Source organism: Actinoplanes sichuanensis (genome assembly GCF_033097365.1).
Classification (GTDB): domain Bacteria; phylum Actinomycetota; class Actinomycetes; order Mycobacteriales; family Micromonosporaceae; genus Actinoplanes; species Actinoplanes sichuanensis.
Map to the genome: position 1 here is coordinate 2,464,868 of NZ_AP028461.1, position 18,359 is coordinate 2,483,226.

At 69.6% G+C, this 18,359-nt stretch carries 18 protein-coding genes; 9 read left to right on the forward strand and 9 right to left on the reverse strand.

Going from position 1 to position 18,359, the window contains the following annotated elements:
• Positions 1-54 precede the first annotated feature (54 nt).
• Entirely contained in the window at positions 55-1,749 is a 1,695-nt protein-coding gene (locus tag Q0Z83_RS10900; RefSeq protein WP_317793736.1) for an RCC1 domain-containing protein, read from the reverse strand.
• On the opposite strand from Q0Z83_RS10900, the gene Q0Z83_RS10905 reads away from it, so the two are divergent.
• Positions 1,748-2,251, forward strand: a complete 504-nt coding sequence (locus Q0Z83_RS10905) for a hypothetical protein (protein ID WP_317793737.1) — start codon at positions 1,748-1,750, stop codon at positions 2,249-2,251. The genes Q0Z83_RS10900 and Q0Z83_RS10905 overlap by 2 nt on opposite strands.
• A 108-nt stretch (positions 2,252-2,359) precedes the next feature.
• On the forward strand, positions 2,360-3,082 hold the full coding sequence (locus Q0Z83_RS10910; protein WP_317793738.1) for a mycothiol-dependent nitroreductase Rv2466c family protein: 723 nt from the start codon (positions 2,360-2,362) through the stop codon (positions 3,080-3,082).
• On the opposite strand, the gene Q0Z83_RS10915 is transcribed toward Q0Z83_RS10910, so the two are convergent.
• Positions 3,083-3,628: a CGNR zinc finger domain-containing protein gene (locus Q0Z83_RS10915; protein WP_317793739.1), complete on the reverse strand. Its 546-nt coding sequence runs from the start codon at positions 3,626-3,628 to the stop codon at positions 3,083-3,085.
• Between the two features lie 140 nt (positions 3,629-3,768).
• Between Q0Z83_RS10915 and Q0Z83_RS10920 the strand changes: the two genes are divergently transcribed.
• Genes Q0Z83_RS10920 through Q0Z83_RS10930 form a run of 3 tightly spaced genes read left to right on the forward strand, consistent with a single transcriptional unit; the run spans position 3,769 to position 5,735 of the window.
• Positions 3,769-4,212, forward strand: a complete 444-nt coding sequence (locus tag Q0Z83_RS10920) for a VOC family protein (protein ID WP_317793740.1) — start codon at positions 3,769-3,771, stop codon at positions 4,210-4,212.
• A gap of 29 nt (positions 4,213-4,241) precedes the next feature.
• On the forward strand, positions 4,242-5,156 hold the full coding sequence (locus tag Q0Z83_RS10925) for a pyridoxamine 5'-phosphate oxidase family protein (RefSeq protein WP_317793741.1): 915 nt from the start codon (positions 4,242-4,244) through the stop codon (positions 5,154-5,156).
• Between the two features lie 12 nt (positions 5,157-5,168).
• A complete protein-coding gene (locus tag Q0Z83_RS10930; RefSeq protein WP_317793742.1) occupies positions 5,169-5,735 on the forward strand; it encodes a hypothetical protein in 567 nt (188 codons plus the stop codon).
• A 111-nt stretch (positions 5,736-5,846) separates the two neighbouring features.
• Here the strand turns inward: Q0Z83_RS10930 and Q0Z83_RS10935 are convergent, their stop codons facing one another.
• From Q0Z83_RS10935 to Q0Z83_RS10945, 3 genes are read right to left on the reverse strand one after another with little or no spacing between them, the layout of a single operon-like run.
• Entirely contained in the window at positions 5,847-6,602 is a 756-nt protein-coding gene (locus tag Q0Z83_RS10935; RefSeq protein ID WP_317793743.1) for an SDR family NAD(P)-dependent oxidoreductase, read from the reverse strand.
• Between the two features lie 2 nt (positions 6,603-6,604).
• The gene (locus Q0Z83_RS10940) at positions 6,605-7,525 is read right to left on the reverse strand and encodes an alpha/beta hydrolase (protein WP_317793744.1); all 921 of its coding nucleotides are present in this window, start codon (positions 7,523-7,525) and stop codon (positions 6,605-6,607) included.
• Positions 7,525-7,821: a putative quinol monooxygenase gene (locus tag Q0Z83_RS10945; RefSeq protein WP_317793745.1), complete on the reverse strand. Its 297-nt coding sequence runs from the start codon at positions 7,819-7,821 to the stop codon at positions 7,525-7,527. The genes Q0Z83_RS10940 and Q0Z83_RS10945 overlap by 1 nt, the downstream gene beginning before the upstream one ends.
• Positions 7,822-7,943: 122 nt before the next feature.
• On the opposite strand from Q0Z83_RS10945, the gene Q0Z83_RS10950 reads away from it, so the two are divergent.
• Positions 7,944-8,807 carry an AraC family transcriptional regulator gene (locus Q0Z83_RS10950; RefSeq protein WP_317793746.1) on the forward strand — a complete coding sequence of 288 codons (864 nt, stop codon included), beginning with the start codon at positions 7,944-7,946 and terminating at the stop codon, positions 8,805-8,807.
• An 85-nt stretch (positions 8,808-8,892) separates the two neighbouring features.
• Here Q0Z83_RS10950 and Q0Z83_RS10955 read toward each other — a convergent pair whose 3' ends face one another.
• On the reverse strand, positions 8,893-9,357 hold the full coding sequence (locus Q0Z83_RS10955; RefSeq protein WP_317793747.1) for a DUF6924 domain-containing protein: 465 nt from the start codon (positions 9,355-9,357) through the stop codon (positions 8,893-8,895).
• 233 nt (positions 9,358-9,590) lie between these two features.
• On the opposite strand from Q0Z83_RS10955, the gene Q0Z83_RS10960 reads away from it, so the two are divergent.
• Entirely contained in the window at positions 9,591-10,061 is a 471-nt protein-coding gene (locus tag Q0Z83_RS10960) for a RipA family octameric membrane protein (RefSeq protein WP_317793748.1), read from the forward strand.
• A 114-nt stretch (positions 10,062-10,175) separates the two neighbouring features.
• Here Q0Z83_RS10960 and Q0Z83_RS10965 read toward each other — a convergent pair whose 3' ends face one another.
• From Q0Z83_RS10965 to Q0Z83_RS10975, 3 genes are all read right to left on the reverse strand, one after another.
• Positions 10,176-10,766: a hypothetical protein gene (locus tag Q0Z83_RS10965; protein WP_317793749.1), complete on the reverse strand. Its 591-nt coding sequence runs from the start codon at positions 10,764-10,766 to the stop codon at positions 10,176-10,178.
• Positions 10,767-11,215: 449 nt separating this feature from the next.
• Entirely contained in the window at positions 11,216-14,032 is a 2,817-nt protein-coding gene (locus Q0Z83_RS10970; RefSeq protein WP_317793750.1) for a TIR domain-containing protein, read from the reverse strand.
• Positions 14,029-15,348 (reverse strand): helix-turn-helix transcriptional regulator, encoded by a 1,320-nt coding sequence (locus Q0Z83_RS10975; protein ID WP_317793751.1) that lies wholly within the window; start codon positions 15,346-15,348, stop codon positions 14,029-14,031. Before Q0Z83_RS10975 ends, Q0Z83_RS10970 begins: the two co-directional genes overlap by 4 nt.
• Positions 15,349-15,594: 246 nt before the next feature.
• Here Q0Z83_RS10975 and Q0Z83_RS10980 point away from each other — a divergent pair, with 246 nt between their 5' ends.
• Both Q0Z83_RS10980 and Q0Z83_RS10985 read left to right on the forward strand, forming a co-directional pair.
• On the forward strand, positions 15,595-15,792 hold the full coding sequence (locus Q0Z83_RS10980) for a hypothetical protein (protein ID WP_317793752.1): 198 nt from the start codon (positions 15,595-15,597) through the stop codon (positions 15,790-15,792).
• 152 nt (positions 15,793-15,944) lie between these two features.
• Complete coding sequence (locus Q0Z83_RS10985) at positions 15,945-18,359, forward strand: hypothetical protein (protein ID WP_317793753.1); 2,415 nt, start codon at positions 15,945-15,947, stop codon at positions 18,357-18,359.

An 18,359-nucleotide genomic window follows, 5' to 3' on the forward strand; every position in this document is an offset into this window, starting at 1 on the left:
GATCACCGAACAGTTCTTACGGGGCTCGCAGCTGTACGGCCGAGCAGGCTCACGCTACGGACGGAGGCAGACGGCGGTCAACCGGACCCGGGCATTTCCGACCAGTCCGCTGCCGTAATTCTGCAGGTCCCATTCGGTGATCCACGTCGAAGGCGGTCTACCCTGATGCGAACCGACGAGGCTGACTTGAAGCGACCCTTCCGCGTAGATGACGCTTCCGCTGCCACTGATCGCCGTCCAACCGCTCGGGCAGTCCACCCGTGACGTCCGGCGGAAGCTGCCACTGCCGACGGTGGAGGTCAGGGGCTTCTCGACCGACACGGTCTTGGTGGGCGGCGGCGTCGGATTCGGCCGTGGCGCTGGGTCCGGCTGTGGCGCCGGGCCGGGGTCGTCATCAATGGGCGGGGTTGGATCGTCCGGCACCGGGTCGGGGCTCGGGTCAGGCGCGGGTGTGGGGTCAGGCGAGGGCCTGCCGCTGGGGTGAAACACCGCAATCGGACTCAACTGGCCCGCGGTACTGCCGTAGCCCAGCTGACCGTCGGCGCCCAAGCCCCAGCAGTAGGTCCTGGCGTTGCTGCCCAGCGCGCAGGTGTGGTACTCGCCGGCGGCGAGTTGGGTGAAGGTCACCCCGGCCGGTGCGTTCACCAGTGCCGGAACCGATTGACTCGACAATTGGCCCGTGGCGCCACCGCCGAGCTGACCATAGGAGCCCCAGCCCCAGCAGTAGGTCTGCGAGTCGCTGCCCAGCGCGCACGTGTGGGATCTTCCCGCGGCGAGTTGGGTGAAGATCACTCCGGCCGGGACGATGACCGGCTCAGGAATCGGGTGATTCGTCGATTGGCCCGTGGTGCCGTTGCCCAGCTGGCCGGAGATCCCCCAGCCCCAGCAGTACGTTTCGGTGTTGCTGCCCAGCGCACACGTGTGGCGATCGCCGGCGGCGAGCTGGGTGAGGGTCACCCCGGCCGGGGCGTGCACCGGCACCGGAGTGGCCTGGTCCGTGGCATCGCCGTTGCCCAGCTGGCTGTTGGTGTTGCTGCCCCAGCAGTAGGTTTCGGTGTCGTCGGCCAGCGCGCACGTGTGATATGCGCCGGCGGCGAGTTGGGTGAAGGTCACTCCGTCCGGGACATGCACCGATCCCGGGGACGTCTGCCTGGCGGTACCGCCATTGCCCAGTTGAAAGTTGGTGTTGCTGCCCCAGCAGTAGGTCTGTTCGTCGCTGCCCAGCGCGCAAGTGTGGTATTCACCGGCGGCGAGTTGGGTGAAGGTCACTCCGGCCGGGGCGTGCACCGGTGCCGGGGCCGTCTGCTTGGCGGTTGCGCCGTTGCCCAGCTGACCGTCGGAGCCCGAGCCCCAGCAGTAGGTGTTCGTGTCGCTGCCGAGCGCGCACGTGTGGCCGCGACCGGCAGCGAGCCGGGTGAAGGTCGCCCCGGCCGGGGCGTTCACCGGTATCGGGGCTGTCTGGTTGGCGGTGCCGCCGTTGCCCAGCTGACCGTCGGCGTTGCCGCCCCAGCAGTAGGTGTTGGTGTCGTTGCCCCGCCCGCATGTGTGAAGTCCGCCGACCACCACCTGCGTCATCTGCACCGGATTGATGACCGTGATCGAACGGGAGGAGGAGACGAGTGCCCTGAGCGGCCTTTTCCCAGCGACGGCGGCCCGGTAGGAGTAGGCCCCCGGGATGCTGGTCGGCGGGTGGTACACGGCCGTACCGGTGGTGGCGTTCGTCTTGATCGTGGCTACGGTCGTCCACATGTCCGAGGTGCGCTGCTGGATGTCGACACTCCGGACGGCTTTCGGAGAGACCGCGATGGTCGCCGTCGGCCGGCTGTTCATCCTGGCCTGTGACGCCGAGATGGTGAGCGACACCGCCTGCGGGACGAAAACGATCCTCTTGACCGCGCTCGTACCGGCGGGGCGGTTGCCGGACCCCGGTACGTACAGACGGATGGTCCTGGTCCCCGCTGGGCTGTCGAACGTGCTCGTGTACGCCCCGGTCCGAGAGGTCCTCCCTGAGCCGAGGGTGACCCACTTGCCCGACGTCGCGATGTATTCCTGCAGTTGGACGCGCCGGCCTGCGGTGGCCGGGCGCACCGTCCCCTTGACTGCCACAGCTATGTCCGCGACGCCCGACGACGGAGCGGACAGCGTCACCGCCGTCTTCGTGCCGGCCTGCACAGGCGTGGCGAAAGTCGCGGCCGCCACCGTCCCCACGGCGGACGCCACCAGAAGGCGTACGAACCTCACCTCGATCTGATCGTCAACCCCTCGGCTCCGGCTGAGCCGTTGCGAGCGAACGTGTGTGCCCAGGGTCTAGATGTTAACCGCTGAAACCTGTTTTACTGGTTAGCTTTGGAGGGGCTGCATGAGGTCCGCTGACATCAACTTCTACTTCGATCCGATCTGTCCGTTCGCATGGATGACCAGCAAGTGGATCCGGATCGTGCAGGCCCAGCGGGACTACCACGTGGACTGGCGGTTCATCTCGTTGCACTTGATCAACTCGCACATCGACTACGACAACCACTTCCCGCCCGAGTACGAGGCCCAGCACACCGCCGGGCTCCGGCTGCTCCGGGTGGCGTCGGCCGTACGCGAAAAGCATGGTCGTGAGGCGATCGGCGGTCTCTATGCCGCATTCGGAGCCCGGATCATGGAGGAGCGCGCGGACGAGGGCCGCGAGCCGGGCTGGCAGGGCACGCCCGAGCCGGCCGCGGCCGCGCTGGCCGAAGCCGGCTTGCCGGTCGCGCTGGCCGGGTTCCTCGACGACACGTCGCGTGACGCGGAGATCCAGGCCGAGTCCGACGAGGCGCTGTCGCTGACCGGCCGGGACGTCAGCACGCCGATCGTGCATTTCGAGCCGCCGGAGGGTGTCGCGTTCTTCGGCCCGGTGATCAGCCGGCTGCCCGACGAGGAGCAGGCCGCGCAGTTATGGGACCACGTGATCGGGCTGGCCCGGTTCCCCGGCTTCGCCGAGCTCAAGCGCAGCCTGCGGGAGCGGCCGCAGCTGCCGTCGTTCGGCGTCACCACGGCCGAGCCGGGCCGGACCGAGGACTGGCACGCCGGGAGCCGCCGCCTCAAGAAGTGATCACGCCTGGTTCTGCCGGGCGTGGTGACTGCGGTACTTGGCCCGGTTGCCGCACGCCGCCATCGAGCACCACCGGCGTGCCCCCGCCTTTGACACGTCGTAGAAGCGCAGCGAGCACACCGGGTTGGCGCACTTGCGGAGCCGCTCCGGGCGGTCCTCCAGCAACCGCAGATAGTGCTCGGCCGCGCGCCACGCGGCGATCCAGTCCGGCGAGTCGGTCTCGATGGTGGTCTGCGGGCCGTCGGGACCGAGCAGCCGCCGTACGTAGCCGTGGCGCAGGGTGTCGTTGAGCGCCTCCCGGGCGGTGTCCGTCGCTCCCGGCTGGACCAGCGCGAACAGTGCGGCCCGGGTCGAGACGAGGGCGCCGAGGGTCCCCGGTGACTCCGGCGCCACCCCGGCCAGCCCGGCCGAGGCCAGCCAGATGCCCAGGCCGCCCGGGTGTTCCAGCAGGTCGTAGGCCCCGTCGTCGTCGCTCCACCTGGTGTTCAGCAGGTCGAGCGGCAGTGGCTCCCCGATCAGGGGGCGGGGGTCGGTGGGTGTGCTCATCGGTTGTGCCCTTTCGTCCGGATCCATCTCACCACACCAGGCATGTGTAACCGGTAAAACATCTTTCACCGGTTGACGCTTCCCGGCCCCAACCCCTAAAGTTGTTTTCACCGGTTGGAAGCGTTCGAAGGGAAACCATCTTGAAGTTCACCACCGGCCACATCGGCCTCAACGTCACCGACCTCGACCGCTCGCTGCCGTTCTACCAGCGGGTCTTCGGCTTCGAGGCCCTGGCCGAGGGCAGCGGCATCGACCGCCGCTGGGTCTTCCTCGGCCAGGGCGGCAACCTCGTGCTCACCCTCTGGCAGCAGAGCCGGGACGGGTTCTCCGCCACCACCGCCGGCCTGCACCACCTGTCGTTCCAGGTCGACACCCGCGACGACCTCGCAGCGGCCGAGGCGATCCTGCGCGAGCTCGGCACCGAACTCACCTACGACGGCGTCGTCGCGCACGCCGATGGCGCAGAGTCCGGCGGCATCTTCTTCACCGACCCCGACGGCGTACGGCTGGAGATCTTCATCCCGGCCGGCGCCGAGGGCGCGCCGGCCCCGGCCGGTGAAGCACCGACCTGCGGATTCTTCTGATCTCCCTTTTCCTCCGAAAGGAGCCGACGATGTCCCCGTACCATGCCGGCGAACTCGACGCCCAGAAACGGGCCGGGCTGCTCGCCGAAGCGGCACGCCTGTCCGGGATGTTCAACACCGCGATCCCCGTAGCCGCCCGCGACTTCCTGGCCGCACAACCGATGCTGGTGCTGGGCACGGCAGGCGTCGACGGCCGCCTCTGGGCCACCATGCTGACCGGCGGACCCGGCTTCCTCACGGTCACCGGCCCGTCCACCCTGATGGTCGCCGCCGCACCCGCGGCCGGTGACCCGCTCCACCAGACACTGACCGGCCCGGCGAAGGTCGGGATGATCGCCATCGAACCCGGCACCCGCCGCCGGGTCCGGATGAACGGCACCGCCCACCCCACCGACGGCGGGCTGCGCATCGAGCTGGAGCAGGTCTACGCCAACTGCCCGAAATACATCCAAAAACGCATGCCGACCATGGGTACGGCCACACCCGGCACCCCTCGGCACGGCACCGGCCTGACCGCCGAGGAGATGGGGTTCGCGAGCATCGCCGACACGTTCTTCATCGCCACCACCGACCTGGACGGTAACGCCGACGCGTCCCATCGCGGCGGCGACCCGGGCTTCCTGCGGGTGCTCGGCCCGAACCGTCTGCGCTGGCCCGACTACGCCGGCAACTCGATGTTCAACACGTTCGGCAACCTGCAGGTCGACTCGCGGGCCGGGCTGCTGCTGCCGGACTTCGTGACCGGCACGCTCCTGCACCTCAGCGGCACCGCGGTCGTCGACTGGGACCCGGAGCACGCCGCCGTCGTACCGGGCGCGCAACGGCTCGTCGACTTCACCGTCGAGCACGTGGTCCGCGTCGACGGCGCGTCACCGCTGCGCTGGAGCCGACCCGAATACTCCCGCTTCAACCCGCCGCCGTCCTTCGAAATCGACCGGACATGACATAGTCCCGGAGTGAGCGACGACGACGAGGACGGCCTGACCGCACGGGATCTGGTGCCGGTCGCCGGCGGGACCTGGGCCGGGCTGCTCTTCGACAACCCGAACATCGGCCTGCCGCCCGCTCTGACCTGGAGTTTTCGGTTCCCATTCGCCGAGGTGCAACGGGACTTCGGTGACAGCGACGTCTTCCTCGACGTCGACTGGCTGCCCCTGCCGGTGCCGAGTTGGCGCGCGATGACCGGACAGGTGGTCAAGGCCCTCGGCGAGCCTGCCGAGTGCAGCGTCTACTACTTCCAGCATCATCAGTACGACCTGATCGACCTGGAGATCCTCGAACAACGTGGAGTGGATCTTCATGTCCGGGCCACCCTGACCGGCGACCTCGACGGCCTCGGCATCGACCCGATCTCGGCCGACGCGTGGCTACGGTTCGACGGCATCCGGGTGTCGGTCAGCGACGTCACGACCGCGGAGTCCGCACTGGCCCGGCTTCGAACGTTCACCAGCGCCGAGGGCCTGGACCCGGCGACGACGGTCTCCCACTCGACGTTCCACTTCCGGCCCGCCGATCGGGACTGAATCAGGCCCGCACGCCGGGCCGGGGACGCGGCGGGGGTCGGCCGGGCCTGCTGCGGCGGCCCGTCGGACCACGACCGGTCGATGGTCTCGGTCTTCAGTGGCCGGCATGCCTCACAGGTTGTAACCTCCCGATACCTCGATGTCCTGCGCGGTGATCCACGCCAGGTCGGGGCTGAGCAGGCTCGCGATGACGGTGCCGACGTCGTCGGGTTCACCGAGGCGGCCCAGGGCGGTCCGGGCGGCCAGCCCGGGGATCACCTCGGGGTGTCGTTCGAAGGCGTTGTCGGCCAGCCTGGTCCGGGTGGCGCCGGGGGCGATCGAGTTGGCCCGGATGCCGCGGCCGCTGAGTTCCTTGGCCAGGTATCGGGTCAGCACCACGAGGCCGCCTTTCATGGTGCCGTAGGCCGAATAGCCTGGCTCGGTGACGGTGGTCGCGGCACCGCTGGTGACGTTGACGATCGCGCCGCCGTCGGCCAGCAGCGGCAGCATGGTCCGGGTGAGGAAGAACGGCCCCTTGAGCAGCACCCGCATCAGCGTGTCGAAGGTGTCTTCGGAGGTGTCGGCGAACATCGCGATCCGGCTGGCGCCGGCGTTGTTGACCAGGTGGTCGAATGTGTCGCGCTGCCAGACGTCGTGCAGCGCACCGGTGACCGCGTCGCGGAAGGCCGGGAAGGTCTCGGACCGGCCGAGGTCCAGCGGCAGCGCGACCGCGGTGCCGCCGTCCTTCTCGATCGTGGCGACGGTGTCCAGCGCACCGGCCCGGTTGCCCTGGTAGGTGAGGACGACTCCGGTGCCGCGCCGGGCGATCTGGACGGCGGCGCTCCGGCCGATGCCGGAACTGGCGCCGGTGACGATGGCGATCTGCATGATCAGTTTCCCTTGCTGAGGAGTCGGGTGAGCCAGTCGGTGCGGGCCTGCCGGGCCGTGACGGAGATCGCGGCGGTCGGGAACAGGGCGTCGAAGCCGTGGCAGCCGCCGGCCCAGACGTGCAGTTCGGCCTGGCCGCCGGCGGCCCAGATCCGGCCGGCGTAGGCGACCGACTCGTCGCGGAAGACCTCCGCCGATCCGGCGTCGATGTAGGCGGCGGGCAGGCCGTCCAAGACGTCGGCCGAGGCGGGGGAGATGTACGGGGAGACCGTCGCGGATCCACCGAGCACCGACTGCCAGCCGAAGGCGTTCATCTCCCGGGTCCACACGCCGGGTGCGCCGGAGAACTGGAGGCTCGACGTGCTGTCGTTACGGTGGTCGAGCATCGGGCCGATCAGCACCTGCCCGGCGATCGACGGGGTGGCGCGGTCACGGGCCAGCAGAGCGACCCCGGCGGCGAGGCCACCACCGGCGCTGGCGCCCGCCACGATGATGCGGGCCGGGTCGATGCCCAGTTCGGTGGCGTGTTCGGCGACCCAGGCCAGACCGTGGTAGCAGTCGTCGACCAGGGTGGTGCCGCCCACCTCCGGGGCGAGCCGGTAGTCGACCGAGACCACCACGGCACCGAACCGGTCCAGCCACTCCAGCGGGATGTCGATCTGGGACCAGCGGTCGCCCATCACCATGCCGCCACCGTGGATCCAGTAGACGCACGGCGCCGCTGTGGTGTCGCCGGGGCGCAGGACGGTCAGCGGGATCGGGGTGCCGTCCGGAGCCGGGACGGTGACCTCGTAGGCGTCACGTCCCGGGTGGACGCCCACGGCGTACGGCCGGATCTGATCGAGGGTTTCGATGTCGAGCTGTGGCATCGCCGGCATGCCGGCCAGCAGAGCGTCCAGGTCGGGGTCGTAGGCGGGCCGCATCAGAACACCGCCTTGCCGCCGACGGGCACCTCGTCGGTGTAGCTGGACTCGCCGGTCAACAGCGGCTGCAACGCGGCGACCAGGGCCTGCGCCGGGCCGGTGGCGAAGAACGCCTGGTGGGCCTGCTCGCTGGTCCAGCCCTCGGTGACGTGGACGGTGTCCGGGTCGGCGGCCGACCGGCCGACGAGGAAGACGACGCAGTCGGGGTGCGGCAGCGACGGCGCACTGAGCAACAGTGCCACCACCTCCGCGCCCCGGCCGGGCTGGGCGGTCATCGTGGCGTGGAATCCGTGCATCGGATGTTCCTCTCATCGGGTGGAATCTCGTCCACTCCATGAAAGCAACCTGGACTGCACAAACGTTAGAACGATGCTCGTCGTGACTTGCCCGATCCTCTCGTTGTGGAGAGAATCGGCCTATGAGTCTGGCCGAGCTGCGCGATCTGGTCGTCCGCCACGATGGGAGCACCGCCATCGAAGACGTGCTGCTCTCGCGGGTCGTGGAGTCGGAGTCACCGCAGCCGTCGATGACCGGCACGGTGTTGGCCGTCATCGTCCAGGGCGCGAAACGGCTGGCTCTGGGCAGCCGGGTCTACGAGTATTCGGCCGGGCAGTATCTGGTCGCGTCGGTCGACATGCCCGTCACCGGCAACTTCATCGGGGCCACCGCTGATCGGCCGGCGCTCGGGTTCGGGCTGGTCCTGCGGCCGGCGGTCGTCGCCGAGATCCTGCTGCAGGCCGGTCCCGGTGATCTTCCGCCGGCCACCGGGGTGCCGTCCGGTGTGGCGGTCAGCGACGCACCGGCCGAGCTGCTCGACGCGGTACTGCGGCTGGTGCGGCTGCTGGATCACCCGCGGGACGCGGCCGTGCTGGCGCCGCTGATCAAGCGGGAGATCCTGTGGCGGGTCATCACCGGCGAGCAGGGTTCGGTGGTACGCCAGCTCGGCCTCGCCGACAGCAGTCTCACGCACGTATCGCGGGCAGTGCGGTGGATCCGCGACCACTATCCGACGGCATTCCGGGTCGAGGAGCTGGCGCAGCTGTCCGGAATGAGTGTGTCCGCGTTCTACCGCAACTTCCAGGCGGTGACCGCGATGAGCCCGATCCAGTTCCAGAAGCAGATCCGCCTCCAGCAGGCGCGGCTGATGCTGGCCACCCGCCCCGGTGACGTGACGGGTGTCAGCCGGCACGTCGGTTACGAGAGCCCGTCCCAGTTCAGCCGTGAGTATCGTCGCCAGTTCGGCACGCCACCGAGCCAGGACACCGTCCTCTCGTTGAGCTGACCCCGGCCGCACGCCACCAACCCACCGACAGAGCCTGCCGACACGACGTGCTCGCGCGGCGGCAGATCAGCAAGTTCGGTCGGTGCTATTCGAAGCCGCGGTAGACGCCCGAGGAGTCGGCCGCGTCGGCGAACTCTTGAAAGTCCATGTTCGCGATGGAGAGGTTCGCGGACACGTCGGCGTATCGGCGTGGCGGAACACGAGACACTCGACCGGGCTCGTCGTACAGATCGATAGCGAGGAGCGGATGCTCGTCGTCGGTCATCGTCGTGGCGTCCGCGAGGAACACGTAGGTCAGCTTGTCGTCCTCGCCGGCCTCCGCGTCGGCATTGACAAGCGCCTGGACCGTTAGGCCAGCGAAACGAGGCTCACTGACGAGTGAGGCACCTTCGCTGGCCAACGCCGCACTCGGTTCGGCCCATGCCGTGTCATTGGAGAAGTCAATTCGGAGCACGAGTGAGTGCAGGTCCTCGGGTTGTGGTAGTACGAGCACGCGAAGATCCTTGCATGTGTTGCGCGCTACCAGCGCACGTGCGCGATCGGCGGCCATGAGAGCTAAGCGATCTTGCAAGTGTTATTTGTCCAGATTCGGGCAAGACCGAACCCGGCTCGCTCGCCCAAGAGCGAATAGTCATGAGTTCTCTGGACCGGCCCATCAGAACGCCATAGCTTCCTGTGGGAGATCGTGCTTGATCACATTCTCGAGATCATTTCGCCGAGGCGAGACTCCACAGAAGATCTAGCGCTGGCGTCAGATTGACGCGACTCCCTAGGGTTGACAACATGGAGTTGAAGCGTCGAGTTCGTGCGAACGTTTCAAATGATGCAAAACCGGTCAATCTAGAGGTCTTCAAGATACTTGTAGAGTTGGCGGAAAAAGAATCTGACCGCATGTGGACTCGGTACACTGTAATGCTTTATTGCAACACCGCCTTGATGGCCGTCCTATCTGCAGCTGTTGCCTTGAGAAGCCCTTGGGCGACATTGGGTCCGTCAATCATTGGCACTGTTGTAACGACATCGTGGGTGCAGATACACAGAATGTCATACTTCTATCAGAATAGATGGATTGCAGACATGGTGGCGCTGGCAGACGAGGAGCCGATCCTCGCACGTTATGTTCGGGGTCACACAAATCCACGCGTCAAGCCGCCACTTAAGGAGATAAAAACGCTCGCGCTAAGTGTACCTGCCGCATTTATGGCGGTATGGTTTTCGGCTGCGTGCGTCTCCATCGTATTAATAGCGACGTAAATTTACCGCTCAGCGGAATGCGCTCATCTCGGCACGTCAGAAAGTCGACTGTGGGTGCTCGCGGTGTGGCCGCCCGCCGTGTGCCGGTCGGAGCGCATCCAGCGCTGCCGGGTGTCAGCGCCGGGCCACGCGCTCGATCGTCCAGGCACCGAGGAGCGGATCCCAGGGCGAGTCATCGTCATCTTCATCGTCGATGAAGAGTTCCGGCGGCTCCGCAGCGTGCACTGACTGCCACAACGTCAGAACCGGATCCTCGGGCAGATCCAATCCCAGCGCATCAACAATCTGGGACTGTGTCACGTCGAGGTCGGGATGGCTTTGGCGAAGTGCTACCTCGAAGTAGGCATGAGCTCTACGCATCTGGTCGAGGCTTCCGCCGCCAGAGAAACCGAGCACGTCATGCCAGTTCGGCAGTGCGATAAGCATGGTCAGGGCGACAGTCAGGGTCAAGCCGATGATGCCGGCCTGGCCCTCCGAAGTCGCGTACAGGACGGGGCGCGACGGCGCGTTCGTGCCGACAAGGAAATATCGTCCGGCGGTGCCATCGCAGGCGATCAGGTGCAGACTCCTGCCCGAGGACAGCCGTGCGGTGGACCCGTCAACCGATGCCACATCCTCAACGTCAAAATCGACGAGATGCCTCAGGACGCTTGAGACGTGGGGTACCTCGGCGATCCTGCGAAGCAGCGACAGGTCGTCATTCATCGCCGAACACTACAGCCGACCAACGCACTCAACTCGGCAATGTCGTGCGCTAATTGACCAGCATGCTGTAGCGCTATGCAGCGGGCGAACCCGGGCACGATTCAGCCGCACTGATCAGCGGCTGCGCATTTGGCGGGCGGGTCCGGGCCACCCCGTGGGAGAGCGGCGAGCCAGAGGCCTGGATTCTTGGCGGGCCGGGTGTGGCGCCGGCCGGGCAGGTGGTGCGGGCCGAAGGCGGCCAGGCACTCGTACCGGTACCTGGCGTGTTTTCGGCCCATCGGGCCTCGCCACGGACCTGCCCGTCGTAGTCGATCATCTGGAATGCCGTTCCGCTGCGACGACCGAGTCCTGCGGATCCGTCGCCAGGTCACGAAGCCGATGATGCTCGCCGAGCAGCCGAACGGCGGGGCCGGTCGACGGTCGAGTGTCGGGTATGCACTCGTTGGCGGTCAGGCGAGCCGGCCCCAATTCGGTGGGGGAGCGCCCCCGATGACCGACAGGGCGGCGGTGATCAGGGCGTCCGGCGTGCCGTCGGGCAGCATCCAGCGTGGGCTGCCGACCCCCTGGAAGTCGCCGTAGGCGTCCAGTCGCAGCGGGCCGACCTGCCAGCCCAGGCGGGTCTCCCGGTAGAGCGCCCACAACCCGTGCGGCGTCGCCAGGGTGACCACCGGTGTGTGGGTCCGGGCGCCGTGTTCGCCGGGGATCACCGCGTCCGGGAGCAGGCCGCGGAGTACTCCGGCGCGGGTGGCGGCGTCGGCGACCGCGGTCGCTTCGTCGTTGCGGACCCGGATGTCGGCGGCGATGACCGCACCCATCCGGGGCAGGAAGTCACGGACCGCGGCCGGTGGCAGGCCGGGCGGCGGTGGCACGTCCTTCTCCGACGGATACCGGGACCGGTCCAGGGCCCAGGCGGTCAGGGTCTCCTCGACCAGCCGTGCCTCGGCCCGTGCGGCCACCGCCCATCGGCGTAGCACCGGTTCGGCCTCGTCGGTGCGGCCCGCTTCGGTCAACCGGTGCGCCAGCAGCCGGAGCAGGCCGGGCAGTTCGGTGCCGTGGCGGCGGGCCCGGCTGATCGCCTGCGCGGCCCGTTCCGGAACGTGGTCGAGCCAGGCCGGCACCGGATCAGTATCGGTCGTCGGGATGGACTCGTCCGGCGACGGAGCGTGCGCCACGGCGGCCGTCAGGGCGTCGATGGCGTCCTCGGGTAGGCCTAGGGCGTGGAGACAGTCGGCGTCCACCGCCAGGGCCTGACCCAGCAGCCGGTCCAGCAACGTCGCGGTGGCCGGGTCGGCGGCGGAGGTCTGGCGCAGGGCGGTCAGTGCGGCCTGCGCCATCCGGATCGAGCGGAGCGCCTCGGCCGGGTCGCCGCCGGCGGTCAGGGCGATGGCCCGCTGCTGGGCCACCCGTGCCACGGTGAGCAGGTCCGGTCGGCCGCTGGAGTGTTCGGCCTCGAGCACCCGGGCGGTCACCGTGGCCAGCAGCGGCGCGAACGCCGGTAGTTCGGCGGGTATCGCGTCGATCAGCCGGTGGGCGACGGGACCGTGGCCGCCCGTACCGTCGAAGAGGCCGTTGATCGCCTGGGCGATGGGTGCCGGATCGTCGAGACCGAAGGCGACCCCGACGGCCAGGATCGCCCGGTTGCCGGGGTCCGGGGTGATCAGCCCGGTGAGGACGCCGACCAGATCGGGGTGGCGGGGTGCGGCCCGGCCGAGGACCAGCAGCGCGCGGGCGATGCTCGCCTCGGGCAGGGCGGCGCTTGCCGGTCCGGCGATCTCCGGCTGATCGAGAACGGTCTGGGTGACGTGTTCCTCGCCGAGGCGATCGGGGCGCAGCGCGTGCGGGGCGTCGTGTCCGGCCGGGTCGGCGCCGGGTGGGTACAGGTGCCGCAGCCAGCGGGCCCAGCGCTGGACGATCTGCTGCTGCTCCTGCCGGAACGCGGGCAGCGCGGCCAGCGTGGTCTCGGCGTCGGGGCGGCCTCCGTACAGGGTGGCGGCGGCGACCGCCGCGTTCAGCCGCAACCAGTTGGGGTCGGGCAGTTCGAAGGCGTCGGCCGAGGTACGCCAGTGTCGCCGCTCGTGGTGCAGCAGCCGGATCACCGGGTCCCGGGACGGTAACGACGGCCCGGCCGTATCGCGTAACACGGCGTCCAGGGCGGTGGTGAGCAGTTCCAGCGGCGGCCGGATGGTCGCGTCGTCCGGTTCCGGGACCGCTGCGGGCGCGGGTCGGCCGAGACGGGTGGCGAAGGCCCGCGCGGCCGCGCCGACGTCGATCGGCGCCGGCCCGGTCAGGTTCAGGTGGCCGGTCGCCCGTAGGTCCATCAGCAGCAGGGCGGCTCGTTCGTCGGTGGCCGCCGCGGTCATCCGGTCCAACCAGAACCCGTCGCCGCGGGCCAGCAGCAGCACGCGTGCGGGTGCGGCGCCCGCCGGGCGGGCCACCAGGGCGGTGAGCAGGGCGAGCGTCGGTGTCTCGGCGGTCTCGGCGTAGTCGATGACGATCAGGGCCGGGATGCCGGCCGGGCCGAGCCGGGCGATCTCGGTGGACGGTGCGTCCGGGGACAGCAGACCGGCGACCCAGCCGGAGCCGCTGCGGTCACAGAACTCCACCGCCAGGCGCGACTTGCCCTGTCCGGCGGGGCCGGTGATCAGGGCGACCGCCACCGGTTCGGGACCGTCGCGCCAGTCGGCCAGCCGGGCCAGTTCGGGTTCGCGGCCGGCGAAGTCCACGATGCGGTGCTCGGCCAGCAGCAGGGCGCTGGGGGCGTACCGGTCGGGCAGGATTCGCGCCGGTGCCGTCAGGTGCCGGGCGGCGAGGCCGGGCGCGATCTCGTGTACCGCGGCGACGAGGGCGGCCAGGTCCGCGGCGATCACCTTGGTCCGCAGGTGCAGGGCCTGCCGTTCGGCGAGCCCGCGGACGTCCGAGGCCAGCTGCTCGGCCGGTGGCATGGTGGTCTTGTCGAGCAGCACCGGCACCACCGGGATGCCGGCGGCCAGGGAGGTGGCGACCTCGCGACGGACCCAGTCGTCCGGCCCGCCCAGCCGTCTCGTCCAGGTCTCGCCGATCAGGACCAGGGTCACACAGCTGCGGGCCAGGGCGTCGTCGAGTTCGCCGGGGAAGGCGGCGCCGGGCGGGATGGACCGGCTGGACCGGAAGATCCGGTCCGCGCCGAACACCGGTGTCAGGATCTCGTCGAGGTGGGCCGCCTGCGCGTTGCCGTCGCCGGTGCGGAAGCTGATGAAGACGCCCTGCCGGATCGGTGTGCCGCTCATCCGGCGGCCGCGGCGTCGGGCCGGGTCAGTGCCGCGGCGAGCCGGGGGCGCAGCGCGCGGACCGGTTCCAGGTGCTGCCATCGGGTGAGCATCCGGGCCAGGTCGCCGAGGTCGTGCCGGACGGTGGCCGAGTCGAGCCGGAGCACGTCGGGCAGCAGGCCGGCCATCAGGGCGCAGCCGGTTTCGACGTCACCGGCGGCGGTCAGGGCCAGCACCCGCCGTACGGCGAAGCGGACCGGGGTGCGCTCGGCCGGGACGGCCCCGGCGATCTGGTTCGTGGTGCTGTGCAGGGCGGTCGCCAGGTGCCCGGCGGCCTCGGCGTGGTGGCCCAGGTCGTGCAGGCACCAGCCCTCGACGGCGGCGGTCACGTCCAGGGTGCTGGTGGTGCCCAGGGGCCGGACCGGTTCGTCGTCACCGATCCGGTCGTGCAGGGTCCGGGCCTCGTCCAGGGTGCGTCGGCAGCCGTCGCGGTCACCGGCCAAGGCGTGGCCCTGGGCCTCGCGCATCGCCGCCAGCCAGCGGACCCGGGTGGTCACCCCGTGCCGGCCGCGTAGTGACCCGGCGGCCGCGATCGTGGTCAGCGGGTCGTCGTCGTAGAGGCTGAGCAGTGCCCGGCGCACGTTGGTGTACGCCACGAGGTTGTCGTCGCCGATCTCCCGGGCCAGGTCGGAGCAGGCCCGGGTCCACCACCGGGCGGCCCGGCCGTCGCCGGTCTCCTGGCTCATCCAGCCGGCGTACTCGGCGAGTCGGGCGGCGAGGTGCAGCAGCCGGGCCTGGTCGGTGCCGCGGGTCGCCGCGGCCAGTCCCCGAGTGGTCTGCAGCAGGGTGATGACCTGCGGCAGGACGAGCGCCGGGCTGTGCCGCCGGCCCAGGTCGGTGACCGCGCTGAAGACCGTGGCGATCGAGGTGGCCTCCGGCTCACCGGCCTGGCGCATCGGGGGCCAGCCGATCACCGCCGGTTCGTCGGTCGCGGCGGGATGGCCGTAGCGGCGCGCCGACATGTAACCGGCGCCGTCCGGCCACAGGGTCAGGCTCCAGGTGTCGCCGGCCGGTTCGGTGGTGGCCGGCGGTGGTGTCGGTGCCGGTGGGCGGCGTCGGGTGGCGGCCGGTAGCCGGGCGATCAGGGCGCCACCCGCGTCGAGGGCGGCGTCGCAGGCGCGGGCCAGGTCGGCGGTCGGCGGCCGGGAGCCGGACTCGATCCGGCTGAGGTGGCCCTTGTCGTAGCGGGCGGCCGCCGAAAGATCGTTCAGTGACATGCCGGCGGCCAGCCGGAGCTGCCGCAGATATGCACCGAAGGACTTCTCCAAGTCGGTCACCTCGATATTCGCCGGGGATTGGTTGCCGGGTTGCCAAAACACCGGGCAACCGCAACCGGCTGTCGCCCGGAAACGGTTGACGCTCATTCTGACAACACATCGGACGCTCGGCCATGGGCCACCCGGAGGATGCATGCCGAATCGAGAAGTCGTAGCCGTCGAGACGAACGGAACCAGGAAATCGAAATCAATGGATCTGATCTTCGGGGCGGAGATCGTCCCCGGCCGGCGGGTGGTCGCGCGGTCATGGCGGCGCTGAGCGCGGGCCAGCACGCCCGGCTGCGCCGACTGCTGGATCAGGAGAGCGCGGTCTTCGAGGACATCCTGCTGTCCTCTGTGGATCGATTCCTGGACTGGCTGCACGACCGGGAGCCGGAGCTGTGGCGGGAGGTGCAGGAGCCGGTCAGGTCCGCCTGGCCATCGATACGTGAGACATTCCGGTAAATCATTCCCATTTGCTCGTTCAGCTATTCGGTCAGGTGCGGCCCGCCGAAGAGCGGCCGGTGCCGCTCGAACGGATGCCGGATTCTGTTTCGATTCGGCTTTACCGTCTGTCTGAACTGGACGCGACATTCCTCTCGACCATAGGGGCGTTCATGGACAACTGGCGCGCAGCGGGTGCCGGCGACAATTCCATTCGGAAAGATTCGATTCTCAAGGCCGAGCGATTCGCCGCCGACGTGCTGTCGCTGACGGCCGGCGTCGAGGTGGGACCGGCCCTGATCCGGCCGCTGGCCCGCGTCGACGAACAGGCGCGGCGGCAGCTGGCCCTGATTCGCGAGCCCTACAAGGTCGGTGTGATCGGCGAGTACGGCGCCGGCAAGACCCTGTTCGTGGCATCGCTGCTCAACTACCTGGAGGACCTGCCGATCGGCGACCTGGCCACCACCGGGAACGTGACCCGGTTCCGGCTGCGGCCGGTCACCGACGGCGAGCGGACCGTCGTGGCCGGGCGTCGGGTGGTGTTCCTCAGCCGTACCGAGGTCGAACGGTGCCTGGAGGACCTCGCCCAGCAGGTCCGCGACAGCAGTGCGGTCGGCGCCGGACTCGACGACCTGGTGCAGAAGGCGATCGCCGGTGATCCGGAGGGTCTGCGGGCATGGCTGGCGACCGAGCGAAACGCCGACAATGCACTGATCCGGCTGGCCACCCAGGTCATCGCGGTCGCGGACAGTGCCGCCCGGTATCCGGCGATCCTCGGCACCACCCGGGACGTGGCCGACACCGAGGTCGCCGAGCTGCTGCGGATCACCGCCGACAGGCGTCCCACGGCCGACCCGTTCTGGCTGGTCCGGCAGATGGAGCTGGTCCTGGACGTGCCGGTGTCGGTGCTCGACCTGACCGACCTGGCGGCGGCCGGCTCGATGATCCAGACCGGCGGCGGAATCGCCGGTGGCGAGTTCGGCGCCGGCACCGTGCTGGAGCTGTGGGACTTCCCGGGCATCAGCAACGGCGTCTCCTACGAACGTGACCGCCGCCTGACCAGGGTGCTGCTGCACGACGTCGACTCGGCGATCGCCCTGCTCAAGGCCGGTAACCCGGACAGCCCGGCGCCCGACGAGTTGAAACGGCTGATCGAGGCGACCGGAGGCGGCGCCATCGCGGGGATCGGCAACGTGTTCGACAGTGCGCAGGCCGGCCGTCTCGACACCGCGGGGCTGCTCGACAGCGAAGCCGCCGTGTTCAAGGTGATGCCGACGTTGGACCGGCTGCTGCAGATCGCCGGCACGCTGACACCGGACAGCGACCCGTTCGTCTACGCCGGACTGGTCGCCTACCAGAACCTGCGGCCGCAACCGGACACCTCCGTTTTCGACCATCGACTCGACGACCAGGCGATGACGGCGATGGCCCTGAAGAAGATCGTGCTCGGCCTGCCCGCCGACAGTGCCCTGCGGGCCCAGTTGCTGCCGGCGACCGAGGACGGCGGCCGCCGCCGGGTGCTGGCGCTGCTCGCCCAGCAACTGTCCGCGCACGGCCTGTACCGGCGCTGGCAGCGGGTCCAGAACGAGGATGCCCGGCTGCGTGAACTCGTCGCCGAGCTGGAGGCGGCGGTCGAGCGGACCCCGGAGGACGGCGGTGTGGTGGCCGCCGCCGAGAAGGAGTTCGAGCTGGTCATCTCCGCGCTGCGGGAGGCCTTGGAGCGGGTGAAGGGCCTGGCCCGGCGGGTGTTGACGGTGGAACTGTCCGGCGGCGGCGGACCGGGCGAGATCTCGTTCACCAGGTACGTCGAGGAGACCACGGCCCGGCAGGTGAACCGGTGGCCACAGTGGCGGCAGATGCTCGACGCCGTACACGGCCGGGAGATCCGTGGTGGGCCGCAGCTCACCGACGAGCTGGCCGGACCGTTCGGCGAGACCTGCGCGGCGGTGCTGGAGACGGTTCGCGCCGAGGCGCTGCGTCGATGGGAGAGCGCGCTGCTGGACGCGGCACGGGCGGCGCTGACCGCCGGGGACGCCGCCGCGCCCACACCGGACCTGCGGCTGCTGTCGCGGGTCGACGCCCTCGCGGCCACGCACGGCGGCCGATGGACCGTGCTGGCCCAGCCGAACAGATGGCGCGGCATGCTGACGAACGTGCCCGCGTCGGTGGGTGAACGGCACGCCTACCAGGCCCCGTCGCCGCAGCAGTACGCCGAGTCGTTCCCGCTGCCGTACGGCTCCCGGTTCGTCTGGGCGTACCCGCCCGACCACGGCCGCGACCCGGACGACGCCGACCTGCGGCACCGCGTGCACCCCGGATACGTGTTCCGGCTGCGTCACGAGATGGTCGCGACCACCGTGCACCTGGTGGAGGCGGAGATCGAGAAGATCCGGGGCTGGGCGGCCGAGATCACCGAGATCTCCCTCGCCCGACTCACCGGGATCGCAGGTGGGGCACAACCGCCGGAGACCCGGCCCGGCGTGGACGAGGCCCGCGCCGGCCTGCTCGAAATGATCAGACGAGTCCGTCAGAGTTCGCCGGAGGACTCCTCGGGCATGTTCTGGAACGAAACCGAGAGGGATCACTGA